The sequence below is a fragment of the Rohdeia mirabilis genome (genome assembly GCA_007750655.1).
Taxonomy (GTDB): Bacteria; Planctomycetota; UBA1135; order UBA1135.
On the sequence record CP036290.1, the window covers coordinates 261,312 to 280,817 of the forward strand.

The 19,506-nt window shown below is 69.1% G+C and carries 11 protein-coding genes; 9 read left to right on the forward strand and 2 right to left on the reverse strand.

The genetic code is table 11. The features are described from left to right. Positions 1-78: 78 nt before the first annotated feature. Complete coding sequence (locus Pla163_RS01020) at positions 79-2,040, forward strand: DUF3857 domain-containing protein (RefSeq protein ID WP_145182248.1); 1,962 nt, start codon at positions 79-81, stop codon at positions 2,038-2,040. On the opposite strand, the gene Pla163_RS01025 is transcribed toward Pla163_RS01020, so the two are convergent. Then, positions 2,037-2,399 (reverse strand): VOC family protein, encoded by a 363-nt coding sequence (locus tag Pla163_RS01025; protein ID WP_145182251.1) that lies wholly within the window; start codon positions 2,397-2,399, stop codon positions 2,037-2,039. The two genes, Pla163_RS01020 and Pla163_RS01025, sit on opposite strands and share 4 nt — an antisense overlap. A 39-nt stretch (positions 2,400-2,438) precedes the next feature. Then, the gene (locus Pla163_RS01030) at positions 2,439-4,082 is read right to left on the reverse strand and encodes a sulfatase family protein (RefSeq protein ID WP_145182254.1); all 1,644 of its coding nucleotides are present in this window, start codon (positions 4,080-4,082) and stop codon (positions 2,439-2,441) included. A gap of 195 nt (positions 4,083-4,277) precedes the next feature. On the opposite strand from Pla163_RS01030, the gene Pla163_RS01035 reads away from it, so the two are divergent. From Pla163_RS01035 to Pla163_RS01070, 8 genes are all read left to right on the forward strand, one after another. After that, positions 4,278-5,507, forward strand: a complete 1,230-nt coding sequence (locus Pla163_RS01035; protein WP_419186175.1) for a mechanosensitive ion channel family protein — start codon at positions 4,278-4,280, stop codon at positions 5,505-5,507. Positions 5,508-5,640: 133 nt separating this feature from the next. Beyond that, complete coding sequence (locus Pla163_RS01040; RefSeq protein WP_419186176.1) at positions 5,641-6,234, forward strand: RNA polymerase sigma factor; 594 nt, start codon at positions 5,641-5,643, stop codon at positions 6,232-6,234. A 77-nt stretch (positions 6,235-6,311) separates the two neighbouring features. Then, on the forward strand, positions 6,312-9,656 hold the full coding sequence (locus tag Pla163_RS01045) for a serine/threonine-protein kinase (protein ID WP_145182264.1): 3,345 nt from the start codon (positions 6,312-6,314) through the stop codon (positions 9,654-9,656). After that, positions 9,653-12,898, forward strand: a complete 3,246-nt coding sequence (locus tag Pla163_RS01050; RefSeq protein WP_145182267.1) for a serine/threonine-protein kinase — start codon at positions 9,653-9,655, stop codon at positions 12,896-12,898. Before Pla163_RS01045 ends, Pla163_RS01050 begins: the two co-directional genes overlap by 4 nt. Positions 12,899-13,320: 422 nt before the next feature. Next, positions 13,321-13,671, forward strand: coding sequence for a DUF3817 domain-containing protein (locus Pla163_RS01055; protein ID WP_419186177.1), 351 nt, complete (start codon positions 13,321-13,323; stop codon positions 13,669-13,671). 392 nt (positions 13,672-14,063) lie between these two features. Continuing rightward, complete coding sequence (locus Pla163_RS01060; RefSeq protein ID WP_145182270.1) at positions 14,064-15,458, forward strand: alpha/beta fold hydrolase; 1,395 nt, start codon at positions 14,064-14,066, stop codon at positions 15,456-15,458. A 197-nt stretch (positions 15,459-15,655) separates the two neighbouring features. Further along, a complete protein-coding gene (locus Pla163_RS18555) occupies positions 15,656-16,249 on the forward strand; it encodes an RNA polymerase sigma factor (protein ID WP_419186178.1) in 594 nt (197 codons plus the stop codon). 69 nt (positions 16,250-16,318) lie between these two features. Next, the gene (locus Pla163_RS01070; RefSeq protein WP_145182276.1) at positions 16,319-19,387 is read left to right on the forward strand and encodes a serine/threonine-protein kinase; all 3,069 of its coding nucleotides are present in this window, start codon (positions 16,319-16,321) and stop codon (positions 19,385-19,387) included. The last annotated feature ends 119 nt before the right edge of the window (positions 19,388-19,506 follow it).

The window sequence follows — 19,506 nt, forward strand, 5'->3', positions numbered from 1 at the left end:
CGCGGATGCGGCGGTTCGGCGGCGTCCGACCGTCTGCTACTCTCCCGCCGCACCACCGTCCCCGACCGCTCACCAGTCATGCCCATCCGATCCGCCCGGACCTTGCTCATCTGTCTTCTGGCCTCGGGCCTGGTCGGATGTCGTCTGCTGATGTCGATCGTGATGCTGCCTGTCGGACTCGTCGTCGCGGTCGTCGGCGGGATCGCGGGGATCCTCGTTTCGTCGGAGCATCCCGGTGCCGACACGGACCTCGTCGCGCGCGGCTACCGCATCGAGCGGCGCGCTCTCGACGTGACGATCGCCGAGGACTCGACGTTCGAGGGGCGACTCGTGCTGGAGCGCACCGCCACGGCGCCGGACGGGATCGACATCGTCGAAGTCGCTTCGCTCTCGTTCGATCCGAGCGTGCAGGAACTCGAGCTGCTCGATGCCTGGGTCACGACGCCCGACGGTGAAGTCCACCGAGTCGGCCAGGAGCACGTCTTCGATCGTCCGGCGGCCAGCGAACGTGGCGCGCCGGAGTTCATCGCCGGGCTCACGCGGACCGTGCTCTTCCCAAGGGTCGTCGTCGGCGCGACCACGCACGTCGAGTGGCGTTTCACCCAGACCGCACCGTCCACACTCGGCTTCGACTACGTCTGGAAGCCGCCGTTCGCGATCGACGTGGTCGAGTCACGGATCGCGATCACCCACCACACGGACGTGCCGTTGCGCTGGGCGGCGGACGACGGGTTCGAAGTGGCCGAGTCGAGCGACGGCGACCTCCGGACGATCACGGCGACGTTGACCGGCTACGAACGCCAACGCGCCGAGCGCGCCATGGTCGCCGCGCGCGACGTCGTGCCGCGCTTCCAGGCGACGACGTCGGAGAGTTGGGAGAGCGTCGGGGCTGCGTTCCACGCCGCGTTCGCCGATCGGGTCGAAGTTACGCCCGAGATCGCCGCGGTGGCCGAAGAGGTCGTCGGGGACGCTCGAGGCCTGGAAGCCGCGCGGCTCGTCCACGAATGGATGTGTGCGAACGTCCACTACGTCGTCGTCTACCTGCACCCGATGGACGGCTGGGTGCCGCACCGCGCCAGCGAGGTGCTCGAGAACCGCTACGGCGACTGCAAGGACCTGGTCGTCCTGTTCGCGTCCTTGTTGCGCGCGCGCGGCATCGCCGTCGAGCCGGTCCTGGTGAACAACGATCGCAGCTTCGTGCCCTACGAGTTGCCGACGCCGCTCCAGTTCGATCACTGCCTCGCGTACCTGCCGGACTTCGATACGTGGTCGAATCCCACCGACCGCTACCTCGAACTGGGTGAGTTGCCCGTGCACCTCTCCGACAAGCAGGTCGTGGTGGCGGGGGAAGCGGGGCGGCTCGCGCGCACGCCGGCCGGTCGCTCCGAAGAGAATCGCTACACGGTTCGCCAGCGCGCCGAGCTCGGCACCGACGGCATCTTCCGCGGCACCACGTCGATGGAACTCACGGGTCGGGCGGCGGGGCTCTTCCGCGAGCAACTGTCCGCCTCACCGGATCTCGAAGTGGTGGCCGATCACCTGCTCGCTGCGGATCCGCGTGGCGGCGTCGGTGAATTGACTTCGACCGATGTCGCCGACCTGTCGCGGCCTCTCGTGTGCTCGGGTGAATGGCGAACGGACGTGCCCGTGCTTATCGGAACGACGCTCCACTACATGGTTCCGTCCGGGATCGACTTCGTGAACGCACAACTCGTCCGCGAGATGCTCACCACGCGCGAGCGGCGCTATCCCGCGCTCGTCATGGCGTCGCACACGCACTGGCGCACGGAGATCGTGCTGCCCGAAGGGTTCGTGCACGGTGACGTTCCCGAGCGCGTCGAGTTGGAGACGGCGGCCGGCCGCTACACCTCGGTCGCCGAGGTCGGTCCGGACGGCGTGCTCGTGATCGATCGGGAACTCGTCATCGCCTCCGACCGCTTCGCTCCCGGCGACTACGCCGGGCTGCGCACGCTCCTGCTCGCGGTCGTCGTGGACGAGGAACGGATCCTCGTCGCCGAGCGGACCGGATCGGCGGGCTAGGTGAGCGGCGGCGACCAGACCGCCAGCTCATTGCCGGAGGGGTCGCGGAACTGGAAGCGGCGTCCACCGGGGAAGTCGAAGGTCTCGACGACGATCGTTCCGCCCGCGTCGCGGACGGCTCGTTCGGACGCGACGATGTCGTCCGAGTAGAGGATCACGAGCGGGCCGCCGGTGGTGACGCACTCCGCGAGTCGTAGACCGCCGACTTCGCCCGCGCCGCCAGGACGCTGGATCCCCGCGTACTCGGGCCCGTAGTCGGTGAACGCCCAGCCGAACGCGCTCGAATAGAAGTCTTGCGTCGCTGCCATGTCGGTGACGGCGAGCTCGATGTAGTCGATCGTGTGGTGCTGGTGGGGCATGGCTCGATCCTACTGGCCCAGCGAGCCGATCGCGCGAGGCTAGCGGTACTGCTCGACCCATTCGGGCACCACACCCGTGACGGTCTCGTCGCCGTACTCGGCCTGCAACTCTCGGAGCCGGCGCTCCAACGCACGGCGCTGCTCCGCGTGCGCCGGATCCGCGTACAGATTCATCTGCTCGTCGGGGTCGTTCGCGAGGTCGAACAGTTCCCACTCGTCGAACGGATAGTAGTGGACGAGCTTCCAGTCCGCGGTGCGTACGCCGTGGTGGCGCGGGACCATGTGCACGCTCGGATAGGCGTAGTAGTGGTAGTAGATCGCGTCGCGCCAATCGGCAGGCGCCGCGCCGCGCAGGAGCGGCACCAGCGAGCGACCCTGCACACCGTTCGGCACCGCCACCCCCGCGAGATCCAGGAACGTCGCCGCGTAGTCGAGGTTCTGCACCAGGTGGTCGTCCACGGCGCCAGCGTCGGTCACCCCCGGCCAGTGCACGATCAGCGGCATCGCGAACGACTCCTCGTACATCCAACGCTTGTCGTACCAGCCGTGGTCGCCGAGGTAGAAGCCCTGGTCCGACGCGTAGACGACGATCGTGTTCTCGGCCAGGTCGTTCTCCTCGAGCCAGGCGACCACGCGACCGACGCTCTCGTCCACGCCGCGCACGCAGCGCAGGTAGTTCTTCAGGTAGCGCTGCGCCTTCCAACGCACCAGGTCGTCGCCCGTGAGGTTCGCTGCGAGGAAGGCGTCGTTGCGCGGCTCGTAGTGCGCGTCCCAGGCCGCGCGCTGCTCCGGCGTCATGCGTTCGAGGTTGCGGAATCCGCTGGCGTCCAGCGCGTCGCCCTGCTCCGCCTCCTCGCCCGCGCGCGGCGTGACGAAGAGGTCGTAGAGCGGGTACATGTGGTCGCGAATCGTCATCTCCTGGTGCAGCGCGCCCGGCGCACGGTTCGCGTAGTCGTCGAACAACGTCGGCGGCTCGGGCAGGTCCTCGTCGGCCCACAGCTCCAGGTGGCGTGCCGCCGGCATCCACGTGCGGTGCGGCGCCTTGTGCTGGCACATGAGCAGGAACGGCTCGTTGCTGTCCTTCTGCGCGTCGAGCCAGTCGAGCGCGAGGTCCGTCACAACGTCGGTGCAGTGACCTTCGACACGACGCCGGCCCTCGGCGCTGATGAACTCCGGGTTGTAGTAGTCGCCCTGGCCCGGCAGCACGTCCCAGTGGTCGAAGCCCTGGGGATCCGAACTCAAGTGCCACTTGCCGATCATCGCCGTGCGATAGCCGGCCTTTCGCAACAGCTTGGGGAACGTGCTCTGGTCGCCGTCGAAACGGTCACCGTTGTCCATGAAGCCGTTCACGTGGCTGTGCTTGCCCGTGAGGATGACGGCACGGCTCGGCCCGCAGATCGCGTTCGTGCAGTAGCTGCGTCGGAAGCGCATGCCACGCTCCGCGAGTGCGTCGATGTTCGGCGTCGTGTCCACGCCCGCGAGCCACTGGCCGAAGGGCATGTCGGGATCGCGTGCGTACGCCCCGATCGCGTGCGACGCGTGGTCGTCGCTGAAGAGGAACACGATGTTGGGGCGCGTGGGCGGCGTGAGCGCCGGGTCGTGCGTGCCGACCGCGCACGACGCGGCCACGGAAGTGACGGCGACGGCGGCGAACGAACGGAAGGAGCGGCGCGGGTCGTGCATGCCGCGAGCGTACTGCGTGAACGACCAGGTTCGCCCTCGAAGATCTGCGTGGTCGCGGGTCGCCCGCGCGCGCGCGGACGGGCCCGCTCTCCGACCTGTGCGACGCGGCGTGCTTTCGCTCGGCGACGCGGCGCCGCGCCCGATGCGGACACTAGGATGGGCGGGCTCGCCCGACCCGATCCGCGAGCCTCTTCCATGATGATCCTGATCGCCGAAACGAACTGGAACGCCCTCCTCGAGAACATTGCGCTGCGCACGACCAGCACGTGGATCGGCGTCGCTCTCGCCGCCTGGCTCGCCAACCTCGTGACGAAGAAGGTCATCGTCCGCGTGGTGCGCGCGGTGATCGAGCGCAGTCGGTTCAAGTGGGACGACGCGTTGGTCGAGCACCGCGTCTTCGAACGACTCTCGCACCTGGCGCCGGCGCTCGTCTTCCACCTCGCGGCCACGTTCTTCCTCACCGCCGAGAGCCAAGCGGGCTCCGCCGATCTCGTTCGGCGACTGGCGAGCGTCTGGATGATCCTGGCCGGAGCCAGTGCGGCGAGCGCCGCCGTCGACGCACTGGCGGGCTTCGCCCAGCAGAGTCCGTCGCTCCGCGACAAGCCGGTCCGCAGCTACGGGCAGGTCGTCAAGATCGTCCTCCTGCTCGCCGTCGGCATCCTCGTCGTGGCGACCTTGGCCGGCAAGTCACCCTGGGCGCTGTTGACCGGACTGGGCGCGATGACCGCGATCCTGCTCCTGGTCTTCAAGGACACGATCCTGGGCTTCGTCGCCAGCGTGCAACTCGCCAGCAACGACATGCTGCGCATCGGCGATTGGGTCGAAATGCCGAAGTTCGGCGCTGACGGCGACGTCGTCGACATCAGTCTGAACACGGTCAAGGTACAGAACTGGGACAAGACGATCTCGACGATCCCGACCTACAACTTCATCAGCGAGGGGGTCAAGAACTGGCGCGGCATGAGCGAGTCGGGCGGCCGCCGTATCAAGCGTTCGATCGCGCTGGACATGACCAGCGTCGCCTTCTTGACGGAGGAGGACCTCGAGCGTCTGCGCCAGATCAAGTTCCTGACCGAGTACCTGGAGCGCAAGGCCGTGGAGGTGAAGGCTTGGAACAGCGAACGCGGCGTGGACGACTCGGTCCTCGTCAACGGCCGTCGCCTCACCAACCTCGGCACCTTCCGCGCCTACCTCGAGCTGTACCTGAAGGACCACCCGCACATCCGAGAGGACATGACGTTCCTCGTGCGCCAGCTCCCGCCAGCTCCCGCCGGGTCCCGAAGGCATCCCGATCGAGATCTACGTCTTCAGCGCGGAGCAACGTTGGGTGGAGTACGAGGGCATCGTCGGCGACATCTTCGACCACGTGCTCGCGGTGATCCCGGAGTTCGGGTTGCGTGCCTACCAGAGGCCGGGCGGCAGTGATATCGATGCTCTGGCCGCGGCCCTCGGCGTACGAGAGACCTAGACCTGTCCTTCAGAACACGAGCGTGGAGCGCTGTCGCGTGCTGAACGGCCGATCCCGCGACGACGCTCAACGCCATGCACCGCTCGAGCCGTGACCGAAGACCCCCTCGACCCCGAAACGATCGTGCGCGCCGCCGACGGAGACGACGCGGCACTCGGATCGCTGCTGCGCGCCGTCGAGCCACAGCTGCGTGCATCCATCACGGTGCAGCCCCTGTGGCGGCGCGACCTGGACGTGGACGACGTGCTGCAGGTGGCCTACCTCGAGGCCTTCCTGCGGATCGGTTCCTTGCGTGAACGGACCCCTGCGGCCTTTCGCGCGTGGATGCGGCGACTCGTCGACTCGAACATCAAGGACGCGATCCGCGGCCTCGAGCGCGACAAGCGCCCGGACGCGCGCCGCCGCGTGACCCAGGGCGGGCAGGGGAGCTCGGCGCGCACGCTGATCGGGCAGCTGGGCGGCCCGGGCTCGAGCGCCAGTACCGCCCTGTCCGACCGCGAGCAGATCGAACGCCTCCTGGCCGCCGTCGCGCGCCTGCCCGCGAGCTACCGGCAGGCGGTCGAACAGGTCGACCTGGCCGAGCGAGCCGTGGCCGACGTGGCGGCCGAGATGGGGCGCACTCCGGGAGCCGTCCACCTCCTGGTGCGGCGCGCCCACGACCGGCTGCGCGAACTCCTCGCCTAGCCGCACCGATTTTTGGCGAGGTCGGTGTGCATCCCGCAGCGTGCCGGCGTCCACCCTGGTGACCCCCCCGACGCACCATGACGCACGCAGATCACCCCGGTCCCGACTTGCCCGATTCCGCCGACGCCACGCGCCCCGGGTCGCCGGATCCCGTCCCGGCCCACTCCGCTGGAGAGCGCACGCACGAGCGCTCCGCCGACGACCTGGTCGCGGCCGCCCGCCGCGAAGTGGCCGCTTCCGAGCGCAGTTCCGCGGCACCGGCCGGTGAGTCCGCCGGCGACGTGATCGACCGCTACACGCTGCTCGAGCCGATCGGCGAGGGCGGGATGGGCACGGTGTGGCGCGCGTCGCAGACCGAGCCGGTCAAACGCGAGGTGGCGCTCAAGGTCATCAAGCTCGGCATGGACACCCGCGAAGTCGTCGTGCGATTCGAGGCGGAGCGGCAGGCGCTCGCCCTGATGGACCACCCGGGCATCGCCAAGGTCATCGACGGCGGCGCGACGCGGAACGGGCGGCCGTACTTCGTGATGGAGCTGGTTCAGGGCTCGCCGATCACGGACTTCTGCCGCGAGCACCAGCTCGGCCTGCGCGAGCGGTTGGAACTCTTCGGCAAGGTCTGCGAGGCGGTCCAGCACGCGCACCACAAGGGCGTGATCCACCGCGACCTCAAGCCGTCGAACGTGCTGGTCGCGATGGGCGACAGCGGCCCGCAGCCGAAGGTGATCGACTTCGGCATCGCGAAGGCGACGAGCGCGGAACTGACGAACCAGACGATGTTCACGCAGGCGGGCCAGATCATCGGCACGCCGGAGTACATGGCGCCGGAACAGGCCGGCATGGACGGGTCCGACATCGACACGCGCGCGGACGTGTACAGCCTGGGCGTGCTGATGTACGAGTTGCTGACGGGCACCAAGCCGTTCGACATGCGCGTGGCGCTACAAGTCGGCTACGACGAGCTGATGCGTCAGATTCGCGAGGTGCCGCCGGCCAAGCCGTCGACGCGGGTCTCGGGGCTGAGCGTCGAAGAGGCCACGACCGCGATCCCGCGGCGCGTCAACGTCGAGACCCTGAGCCGACGCCTGCGCGGCGATCTCGACTGGGTCGTGATGAAGGCGATCGAGAAGGACCGCGCGCGCCGCTACGACACGCCGACGGGCCTCGCGGACGACGTCGCGCGCTTCCTCGCGCGCGAGCCGGTCGAGGCGGCGCCGCCGAGCGCGACCTACCGCCTGCGCAAGTTCGTTCAACGCCGCAAGAAGTCGGTCGCCGCGGTCGGTGTCATCGCACTTCTGTTCGTCGGCGGCGCCGTTGGAACGGGCTACGGCCTCGTTCGCGCGCTCGACGAGAAGCGACGCGCGGACATCTTGGCGGAAGAAGCGCGTGACGCGGCCGATGCGGAGTCGATCGCTCGTCGCGAAGCGCAGCAGAACGAGGAGCGGGCCGTGGCCGAAGCGAGACGCGCCAAGGTGATCAAGGACTTCGTCGTCGAGACGCTTGGCTCGGGCAGTGCGATGTCCGAACGGGGGAGCCAGGACAAGACGGTTCTCGAGGCGATGGAGGACGCGCTCGCGGACATCGAGACCGGGCGCTTCTCCGAGGACCCGTACTCGGAGGCCGAGTTGCTCGCGATCATCGCGCGGGTATTCTCCGACAACGGTCGCAGGGTCGAGGCCGAGCCGCTGCTCGTGCGCGCTCTGGGGATGCAGCGAGAACTGTTCCCCGGTGACTCCGAAGCCACAGCGACGATGCTCAGCAACATGGGCAACATGCTGCGGGAGCTCGGCCGCCCGGCAGAAGCGGAGTCGTTCGCACGCGAGTCGATCTCCATGCAGCGCCGGGGCGATGCGCGTGGCCGCGCGCGTGCCATGTCGTTGAACCACCTCGCTGCAGCCCGGGGGGATCAGGGCTTCCGCGAGGAGGCCGCGACGATCTACCGCGAGGCGCTCGATCAACTCGAGGCGGACGACGACCTTCCGAGCGAGGAGGACGCTCACGACCCAGGGGGGCGTGAACGTAGGCGATCGATCGAGATCGCGGTCACGCGACACAACCTGGCCATCGAACTGATGGGGTTGGAGCGCTTCGAGGAGGCCGAGGCTCTGGTCGCGCGGGCGCTCGAGGAGCTACGACGCGTCTCGGACGACGACGACCCACGGACCGCGCTCTTCCTCGACACCTACGCCTCCACCCTCATCGCTCGCAGTGCGTTCGACGAGGCGATCGAGCACTACACCGCGTCGCTCGAGATGCGTCGCAGGCTCTACGAGGGCAGTCACCCGGAAACGGCGCTGTGCATCACGAACATCGCGAACCTCCACGCGATGCGTGGTCGGCCGAACGATGCAATGGGTCTGCACGTCGAAGCGCTCGCCATGTATCGCGAGATCTATCCCGACGGCCATCCCGATGTGGCCCGTGGCCTCCAGTTCGTCGCTTCGAATCACGCGGCGCGGGGCGAGAACGACGAAGTCGGGCCACTCATGGAGGAAGCGGTCGCGATGTACCGCGAACTCCTCGAAGGGCCCGACCTCCGACTCGCTCACGCTCTGGCGTTCCTGGCCAGCCAGCGAGAGGTCACCCGACGCTTCACGGAAGGGCACGAACTGCGGGCCGAGGCCCTCGCCATCTACGAGCGACTGCCCGACCTGGATGCCGAGGTCCTGCGCGACGCGCTCGAGAAGGCCGCTCGATCAGCGTGGATGGCGGGCCGGTCGAACTACGCGGCCGAGCGCTACCTCGATCTGCACGAGGACTTGGCCCAGAGTGGTGCGGGAGGCTCGACGGCGTTGCAGGAGGCGGCACTCAACGTCGCCGTCAACCTGCGTGACGCGGGACGAGCCCGGGAAGCGCTCGCCTACCTCGACGAAGCGCTCGCACTGCGAGCCGATCCACGCTTCCCGGACGCGGTCCTCGACGCTCTCGAGCTGGACGTCCTGAGCCGCGCGGGCGTGCAGGACCGTGCTGCTGCGATCGTCGAGGCTCGACTGGAGTCGGCTCGCGCGACCCACCGCGAAGGATCGTTGCGCATGGTCGGAGAGCTCGAGGACCTTGCGACCGCTCTGCTCAACCTGGGCGATGCACGCGCAGCCGAGCCGCTCTTGCGCGAGGTCGCTGCGTTCTACGCCAAGCGTCGCCAGCCGTCGTGGGCCGCACACGTCAATGCAGCCCGCCTGGGCGCCGCCTTGACCGATCTCGGCCAGCTCGACGAGGCCGAGGAGCTGTTGACCGCGGCACGATCCGGCCTGGCCGACTCGATCGCTTCGAAGGTGCCTCCACAACGCCTACCCTACTACGAGTGCCTCGAAGCGCTCGCGCGCCTCGCCGATGCGCGCGGCGACGACGCGGGCTTCGAGGAGTGGCGGGAGCTGCTCGCCACCACCCGTCCCTACTTCGACGAACTGCGACCCACGGACCGATGACACGCGACGACGATCCCGCGCGGGCTGCGCGCGACGAAGCCGATGCTCCCGATGTCGCTCGCGTTCCCGTCGAAGCGGGCGTGGAGCTCGGCGAGGCCGCCGGCGCCGTGATCGACCGCTACACGCTGCTCGAGCCGATCGGCGAAGGCGGGATGGGCACGGTCTGGCGCGCGTCGCAGACCGAACCGGTCAAGCGCGAGGTGGCGCTCAAGGTCATCAAGCTGGGCATGGACACGCGCGAGGTCGTCGTGCGGTTCGAGGCCGAGCGTCAGGCGCTCGCGCTGATGGACCACCCGGGCATCGCCAAGGTCATCGACGGCGGCGCGACAGCGAGCGGCCGCCCGTACTTCGTGATGGAGCTCGTCCAGGGCGCGCCGATCACGGACTTCTGCCGCGAGCACCAGCTCGGCCTGCGCGCACGGTTGGAACTCTTCGGCAAGGTCTGCGAGGCGGTCCAGCACGCGCACCACAAGGGCGTGATCCACCGCGACCTCAAGCCGTCGAACGTGCTCGTCTCGATGGGCGACAACGGTCCGCAGCCGAAGGTCATCGACTTCGGCATCGCGAAGGCGACCAGCGCCGAGTTGACGAACCAGACGATGTTCACCCAGGCGGGCCAGATCATCGGCACGCCCGAGTACATGGCGCCCGAGCAAGCGGGCATGGACGGCGCCGACATCGACACGCGCGCCGACGTGTACAGCCTCGGCGTGCTGCTGTACGAGCTGCTGACCGGAACCAAGCCGTTCGACATGCGTGTCGCACTGCAGACCGGCTACGACGAACTGCTGCGGCAGATCCGCGAGGTCGATCCGGCCAAGCCGTCGACGCGGGTCTCGAGTCTGAGCGCCGAGGAGGCCACGACCGCGATCACGCGGCGCGTCAACGTCGAGACGCTGAGCCGGCGCCTGCGCGGCGACCTCGACTGGGTCGTGATGAAGGCGATCGAGAAGGATCGCACGCGGCGCTACGACACGCCGACGGGCCTCGCGGACGACGTGGCGCGCTACCTGCGCCAGGAGCCGGTCACCGCGGCGCCGCCGAGCGCGACCTACCGCTTCAGGACCTTCGTCAAGCGGCGCCGCAAGACCGTGGCGGCCATCGCTACGATCGCAGTCGTGCTCGTCGGCGGCCTCGCGGGCACCGGCTACGGGCTCGTGGAGGCGCGGCGTGCGAACGACGAGCTCGCGGTCGCGAACGAGAGCCTCGAGGTCGCGATCGACGAGAAGCAGGACGCGCTCCAGGTCGCACAGGACGAGCGCGAGGCCGCGGAACGCGAACTCGCGCGCGCGACGGAGTTCAAGTCGGTCGTCGCGGACCTCTTCCTCGGTGTCCAGCCGAGCACGGCGCTCGACAAGGACACCGAGCTGCTCGAGACCCTCCTTCGCTCGACCTCCGACCAGCTCCTGGCCGGCGGGATCGTGGACGAGTACGTGGCCTCCGAGCTGAACCAGCTCCTGGGGACGACCTACAACGTGCTGTCCGTCTACGACCGCGCGGAGCGACACCTCGCGGAAGCGCTCGCGTTCGCGGAGCGTCGACACGCGCGCGACTCGATCGCCCTGGCCTGGGCCCGCGTCAACTGGGCGCAGCTGCTCACGACGCGGGGTGATCTCGATGCGGCCGTCGCTCTGTACGAGACCGTACTCGCCGATCTCCCCGAGCCGGTCCCGGGCCCGCTGGTCGATCCGATCCACCTCACCGTGCACCTCGACCTTTCCCACACGTACCTGGCCGGCGGATGGCACGAGGGCGCGCAACGGCATCTCGACGCCTACTTCGAACTGGTCGACGCCGGTGCGCCGACGGACGATGGGGACGAGTTCGACGCCATGACCCGCCAGCTGATGGTGTACACGTCCGCCGGTGAGAACGCATTGGCGGTCGAGATGTTCGATGAAGTGCTCGAGCCCTGGGCAGGCGAGGTCGACGTGCCTTCGCCGCAGCGCGCCTACGCGCTCGGCGTCGTCGCCAAGGCCCATCGCGATCTGGGCGACATGGTTCGCGCGGAGGAGGCCTACCTGGAGCAGCTCGACATCTATGCGCGAACGCTCGCGCCCAACAACGCGGTCCACATGTCGGCGCGTAGCAACTACGCGGACTTCCTGAGCGTCGTCGGTCGGTCCGACGAGGCGCTGGCCATCCTCGAGGAGGTCGCGCCGCTGTCCGAGGCGACGCTCGGCACGGACCATCCCGACCACGTGCGTCTGCGCAGCAACCTCGGCCGCACGCTGACCCACGCCGGTCGGCCCGCAGAGGCCGTGCGCGTGCTCACCGATGTGGTCGACGGGTACACCCGCCTCGACGGTCCCGACGCGACGGCGACCATCGTCGCCCGAGGGAACCTGGCCATCGCGCTCTACGACCGCGGCGGCGAGGACCAGAGGGTGCGCGACGAGCTGACCGAGTTGATTCCGCTGTTCGATCGCGTCCTCGGCACCACCTCGGGGAACACGATCAATGCGCGGCTGGTCCTGGGCGATCTCTTGTGGGAGTCGGGTGATCAGGAGGCGGCGCTCGTCCCGCACCGCGCGGTGCTGGCGGCACGGCGCGAGTCGCTCGGCGACGACCATCCCGACACGATCAACACGCTGCATCGACTCGGCGATCGCTTGCTCGTGCTCAGTCGCTTCGACGACGCGATCGAGGCGTTCACCGAGGCTCGCGAGCGAGGTCTGCGCGTTCTGGGTTCCGAGCATCGCAGCGTGCTCGGCATCACCACGAACCTCGGTATGTGTCTGACGTTCGTCGGACGTCCCGAGGACGCGGTCGAGCTGCTCGAGCCGAACGCGGAGACGAAGCTGCGTGTGCTCGGCATCGTCGATCCGTGGACGCACAGTTGCTTCCGACAGCTCGCGAGCGCCCATGTGAGGGCCGGTGACGTCGACGCGGCCGACGCGGTCGCTCGTCGCTTGCTCGACCTGCAGTCGGACTACCTGCTCGAGCACGCCGACGACTGGATGCAGCTCGTTTCCTTCGCCATGGCCTACCTCGATCCCGAGGTCGTGGCGGAGCTCGACCCCGCACGCGCCACGGCGTTGATCGAGCGCGCGCTCGCCCACGGCGGTGACGACCACCCCGAGCCCTATGCGACGCTGGCCCACGCGCGCGCCGAGTTGGGCGACCTCGCGGGCGCCGTCGAGGCGGCCGAGACGGCGATCGAGCTGGCCGAGGAGCCCACGCAGGTCGAGGACTTGACGCAGCTCCTCGCGGCCTTCCGAGCCGCGCTGGAGAGCGATTGATCACGACGGGGCCGCGAGCTTCGGCGCCGAACTCTTCGGGATTCGCCGCGCCGGGGCCGCGCTGCGTCGCCCACCTCCCCGGAGGCACCCCACCATGACCGAAGACGGAGCAGGATGCCGAGGTCGCGCCGTCGGATCGCAACGGGAACGACGGCGGCGCCGGATCGAACTCTGACGCGGGGGCGGGTGGCGATTCGCGCGACGGCCGTTGAGTGCGGCGCGGGCCGGCACCCGGGCCCGCATTCGGTCGGTGCCGGTCGACGCGGTCGGTGACGCGCGCGCGGGTGGTCGCGATGCGCGCGAAGGACCCGGCCCGTGCGCTCTCGGGCGACCGCCGTCGGTGCGCTGCGAGTGGTCTCGGCGGTCGACTCGCCCGGTCGACTCGCCGATCGATCGCGGATCCCGCTAGGATGCCGCGCCCCATGACCGCGCGCATCGACCACACCTACCTCCGCCGCTTGCGACGACTCAGCTACGTCGAGGCCGTCTCGACGCTGGTGCTGTTCTTCGTGGCGATGCCGCTCAAGTACCTCGCGGACATGCCGCTGGCCGTGACGGTCGTGGGCAGCATGCACGGCTTCCTGTTCGTGGCGCTCGTGATCGCGCTGGCGGTCGCGACCCTGCGCGTGCCGATCTCGCGCGGGCTCGCGCTGGGCGGCATGGTCGGCGCGGTCGTCCCGTTCGGACCGTTCGTCGTGGACCGGTGGCTCGAGCGGGTCGAGAACGGCGTCGGCGATGGCGGCGCGGAGCGGGTCGGCGAGAGCGCGAACTGAGCGTCGAGCAAAGACCTCGGAGCCACCTGCGAATCTCGCGCAGGCAGCGTCGACGCGCTTTCGGTGCCGGCATTCGCCTCTCTGTTCGCGTCGCCGCTCTGCGCGTCAAAGGGCGCCAGAGCGCGTGAGCCGGACGGACACGCGCGCGGTGGCTCGGAGCGCAGTCGTCGAGCTTGTCCCGACACGTCTCGGCGTGCAGCGCGCTGCAGCGTGAAGCGAGCGTGGGGCCCATTGGTGCCCGAACCGACAGGACGCGAGGTTCGCCGCTATCCTGGCACTCTCGTCCAGGAACGCCTCTCTCGGTGTGGCTTTGGCCCTGACGGCCGTCACCACCCTGGCGTTCCGCCAAGACACTCTGGCAGCCGCCCACCGAAGCACCTCGCCCTCGACCCATGCGCACCCTCGCACTCGGCGCACTCGCTGCACTCGCTCTCACCGCCGCGCCTCTCCACGCGCAGCACCTCGGCGAGGTGCCGCGCACCGATCCCACCGACTCCGCGCCGCGCGGCGAGGTGCTCGAGTGGACGACGCCACAGGGCCAGCCGTACTGGTACCGCCTGCCCGAGTCGTCGAGTCGCAAGAAGCCGTCGTTGGTGCTCATGCTGCACGGCACCGGACTGAACCACGGCTGGTCCTTCTGGAACTACCCGATCGCGAACGGGACCTTCCGCGGCGACGACATCGTCATCTCGCCCGACGGACTGACGCCGGGCCAGGGCGAGACGTTCAACTTCGTGCAGGGCACGAAGGACGGGGACCAGATCGTCGGTCTGATCGAGCTGTTCCGCGAGCGCTTCGACGTCGGCAACGTCTACCTCTACGGCCACAGTCAGGGCGCGTTCTTCTGCTACTGGTTCGCCGGCGAGCACCCCGAGCTCGTGGACGGGATCGTCGCGCACGCGGGCAACGTGCTGGACGTCAAGCACTCCAAGCTCTCGCGGTCGAAGGTCGCGATCGGGATCCTGCACGCCGACTCCGACCAGGTCGTGCCGGTCGACTGCGCCACGCGCACCGAGGCGATCTACCGCGAGGAGGGCTACGAGAAGCTCAAGTGTTGGATCGTCGAGGGCATTCGCCCCGAGGCCGGACACTGGCCGCTCCCCACCCACGTCGCGACGATGTTCGAGTGGCTCGACGAGGTGTGTACGTCGGACGCGTCGCAGGCGGTCGATGTCGCGCGCTCGGCTCTGCGCCGCAATCCGCCCGACTTCGCCCTGGCCGCGCGGATCGCCAACGAAGCGCGCGCCACCATCAAGAAGTACAAGGGCGACGACAAGGATCGGGTCGTCGAGCTGCTCGAGCTGGTGGAAGAGGCGTTGGCGAACAGCGCGGCCAATGCCTGGGCGCAGGCCAGGATCGGCTTCAACGAGCACGAGGAAGGCAAGCAGCCGGGTGTCTACGCCGCGGACGTGCGCTGGGCGCAGCGGATGTTCGGGCAGGTCGAGAAGTTCCAGGAGGTCGCCAAGCAGCCCGGCCGGCTCTTCGAGAAGCACGACAAGCTGTTCGAGAAGCTCGAGCGCATCAAGGACAAGGACTCCAAGTCGTACGCGAAGTCGTTGCTCGACGCGCTCGAGGAGGGGTACCTCTCGACGGCCTGGGACGAGGCCCATGCCGCTGCCGTCGCGCGGTGCGAGGACGGATGGCGCCCGCTGGACGACCTGCCCGAACGGCTCGAGGCGCTCGCCGCCGCGAACGGCACCGAGCCCGTGACGGGCGTGGTCCTGTTCACGCACATGGGCTTCCAGAACTTCTGCGCCGAGCACCCGCAGCTGCTGGCCGTGGACTGAAGAGCTGTGGAGTGCGCGCCGCGCGACTTCGGTGGCCGGGGCTGACTCGCCTGGACTTGAACGCTGCGAGCCCCGCACCGAGCGGCCACATCGAACGGCGACACCGCACGTCCATGTGGTACCCATGTACCCGGGCCCAATCGGACCGCAGGCGCACCTGTCGAACGATCCAGAACATCTCCTCCCACCTTGCGGCCGTGACCGGAACACCACTCGACTCCGAGGAGATCCAACGCGCCGCGGGCGGGGACGACGCGGCCCTGGGGCGACTGCTGCGGGCGGTCGAGCCGGAGCTGCGCGCGTCCGTCACGGTGCAGCCGCTGTGGCGACGCGAGCTCGACGTGGACGACGTCCTGCAGGTCGCCTACCTCGAAGCCTTCATGCGGATCGGGGCCCTGCGCGAGCGGACGCCGACAGCCTTCCGAGCTTGGATGCGTCGCCTCGTGGACTCGAACCTCGTGGACGCGATCCGCGGCCTCGAGCGGGACAAGCGCCCCGACGCGCGGCGCCGCGTGACCCACGTCGGCAAGGACGGCTCGGCGCGCACCCTGATGGGCCAACTGATCGGTCCGGGCACGAGCGCGAGCGCCGCCCTGTCGAACCGCGAACAGGTCGAACGGCTCCTGGCCGCGGTCGGGCGCCTGCCCGCGAGCTACCGCCTCGTGGTCGAGCAGGTGGATCTGGCCGAGCGACGCGTGGCCGAGGTGGCGGCCGAGATGGGGCGCAGTCCAGGAGCCGTCCATCTGCTGCTGAGCCGTGCTCACGATCGGCTCCGCGAACTCCTCGAGTGACTTTCGGGGTGGTTGGCGTGCATCGCGTCCCGCCCCGGCGTCCACCCTGATGAGCCCCCCCCAGACACCATGACGCACTCAGACCCGCCGAGCCCCGATCCCACGGGCCCCAACAACCCCACCGCAGCCGACCCGATCGCAGCGGCCCGCCGCGAGGTCGCTGCGGCCGAGCGCAGTTCCGCGATGCCAGCAGGTGAGCGCGCCGGCGACGTGATCGACCGCTACACCCTGATCGAGGAGGTCGGCGAGGGCGGCATGGGCACGGTCTGGATGGCGGAGCAGTCCGAGCCCGTCGTGCGCCGGGTCGCGCTCAAGATCATCAAGCTGGGCATGGACACGCGCGAGGTGGTCGTGCGCTTCGAGGCCGAGCGCCAGGCCCTGGCGCTGATGGACCACCCGCACATCGCCAAGGTGCTCGACGGTGGCTCGACCCAGAACGGCCGCCCGTACTTCGTGATGGAGCTCGTGCACGGCACACCGATCTCGGAGTACTGCGACGCGGCGGGCCTCGGCGTGCGCGCGCGGCTCGAGCTCTTCACTCAGGTCTGCGACGCGGTCCAGCACGCGCACCAGAAGGGCATCATCCACCGGGACATCAAGCCCTCGAACGTGCTGGTCGCGCTCCAGGACGGCGTCGCGGTGCCCAAGGTGATCGACTTCGGTATCGCCAAGGCCACCAGCGCCGAGCTGACCCAGAAGACGATGTTCACCGAGGTCGGGCAGATCGTCGGCACGCCGGAGTACATGGCACCCGAGCAGGCCGGACTCGGTGGCCTCGACATCGACACCCGCGCCGACGTGTACTCGCTCGGCGTGCTGCTCTACGAATTGCTCACCGGGACCAAGCCGTTCGACGTGCGCAAGGCGCTCCAGGTCGGCTACGACGAGCTGATGCGTCAGATCCGCGAGGTGGATCCCGAGCGGCCGTCCACGCGCGTCTCCACCCATGGCGTCTCGGGCGCAAGGACGGCTTCGAACGCCGCGTCCGCGACCGCGCCGACTCGCCACGTCAACGTCGAGTCCCTCTCCAAGCGTCTGCGCGGAGATCTCGACTGGGTCGTCATGCGGGCCATCGAGAAGGACCGTACGCGTCGCTACGAGACGGCGAGCGGGCTCGGGGCCGATGTGCACCGCTACCTCGGGCAGGAGCCCGTGGAGGCCGCGCCGCCGAGCGCGATCTATCGCTACAAGAAGTTCGTGCGGCGGCGCAAGAAGACCGTTGCTGCAATCGCGGCGATCGCCTTCGTCCTGGTGGCGGGCATCGTCGGAACGAGCTACGGGCTGGTGCAGAGCATCGCCTCCGAGAAGCGCGCGACCGAGTCCGAAGGAGTGGCGCAGCGCGAACTGGCGCGTGCGAACGAGGTCAAGCAGCTGGTGACCGACATGCTCGGCGGCGCGCGCCCGCAGGTGGCGCTCGGCCGCGACGCCACGATCCTGCGCGAGATCGCCGACGACACCGCGGCGCGCCTCGCGGCGGGCGAGATCGAGGATCCGCTGGTCGCGGCCGAACTGCACGAGGTGCTCGGTCTGACCTATGTGAGTCTGGATCTTGTCGAGCCGGCCGAGTTCCACTACACGCGCGCCGTGGAGGTCTACTCGCGCGCGTTCGGGACGGAGGCGCCGCGCACGCTGAACGTGCGACGACCGCTGGTTGTCATCTTGAACCAGAGCGAGCGGCACGCGGAGGCGATCGTCCAGGGTGAGCGGTTGTTGGACGCGGTGACGCGTGTGCTCGGGCCAGAGTCCATGGATGCGATCATGCTGCGAGGGCTCATGGGCGCGTCGCACTTCGAGCTCGGCGATCTCGAGCGTGCCGACGAGGTTCTCGGCGCCGAACTGGAGACCGCGCGTCGCGTGCTTGGTGACGAGGACGTCCAAACGCTCGCCGTGATGCGGAGTTTGGCGGCCCTGCGGACGGTCCAATCGCGCCTTCCCGAAGCGTTGGCCCTGATCGACGGGGTCATCGAGACGAACGGCCGCAACGCAGAGCCCGACGCCCCGTCATCCATCGACGCGCGGCGAACGAAGTCGAGGCTGTTGATGGTCATGTCGCGGCCCGTCGAGGCCGAACCGCTCGCGCGCTCGATCGTGGAGTCGTACACCCGTGTCGTCGGGCCGGACAACGAGAGCACCCTGGTCGCGCGCAGCGACCTCGCGAACCTGCTCAAGCGGCTCGGCCGCGCGCAGGAAGCCGAGGAGATCGCGCGCGACCTCGTCGCGATCCGCACGCGCACCCGGGGGGCCGATGATCCTTCGACGCTCCAAAGCCGCTTCATTCTCGCGACGACCGTCTTCGAGCTGGGGGACGCCGAAGGGGCCGTGGAGATGATGGACGCGATCCTGCCGCTCGCGCGCGAGAACGAGGTCGGCCTGGGCGGAGCGGGCACCTTGAAGATGATCAACTTCACGGCCCTTTTGAAGCGCAGTATTGGTGACATGGACGCGTCCGAGCAGCTGCAGGTCGAAGCCGTCGAACGCATGATCGAGATGTTCGGTCTCGAGCAGCGCGATACGCTCGGCGCGATCACCAACCTCGGCTGGCTCTACCTGCAGACCGGTCGCCCCGAGCAGGCCCTGGCCCAGTTCGAGCAGAGCCTGCCCATCAAGCGCCGCGTCCTCGGTCCCACGCACCAGTTCACCCGCGTTGCGCTCCAGGGCCTGATCAACGCCAGGACGGCGCTCGGTGATCGGGATGGAGCGCTCGAGGCGGCGCGCGAGATGCGCGCTGTTCACCTCCAGCTCGTCGAGGAGAGCCCCGGTGATGTCCAGGTCCTGAGCGAGTTGGTGGAGAGCGCGCTCATGTCGCCGTACACGGAATTGCACGACTCCGCTCTGGCCGTGCGCTATGGCGAGCTTGGCGTTGAACTCACCGAACGCGCGAGCAGCGGGCTCCTGGGGCTCTTGGCGACCGCGTACTTCGTCGAGGGTCGCGCGCAGGAGGCGTACGACGCGGCGACCGAGTTGCTGGGATTGTTGGAGGAGGGCACGCCCTTCTACCGCCAGGTCGAGGGTGCGCGGGAGACGTACGGTCGCGCGGCGGCGGAGCAGGTGGAGAGTGACGCGGGTGCGAGTGGCGAAGACGATGGCGACGACGGTGGCGACGACGGTGGCGAAGATGGCGAACAGGACGATCTGTGAGCTGCGCCCCCATGTGAGGGCGCCCGTCGAGTAGCGCTGGGTTCGGTTCGAGGTGGTCGGCGGCGACGCGAGTGCGTCACCCGATGGCGCAACGAGCGCGCGACCGAGAGCTGTTCGCC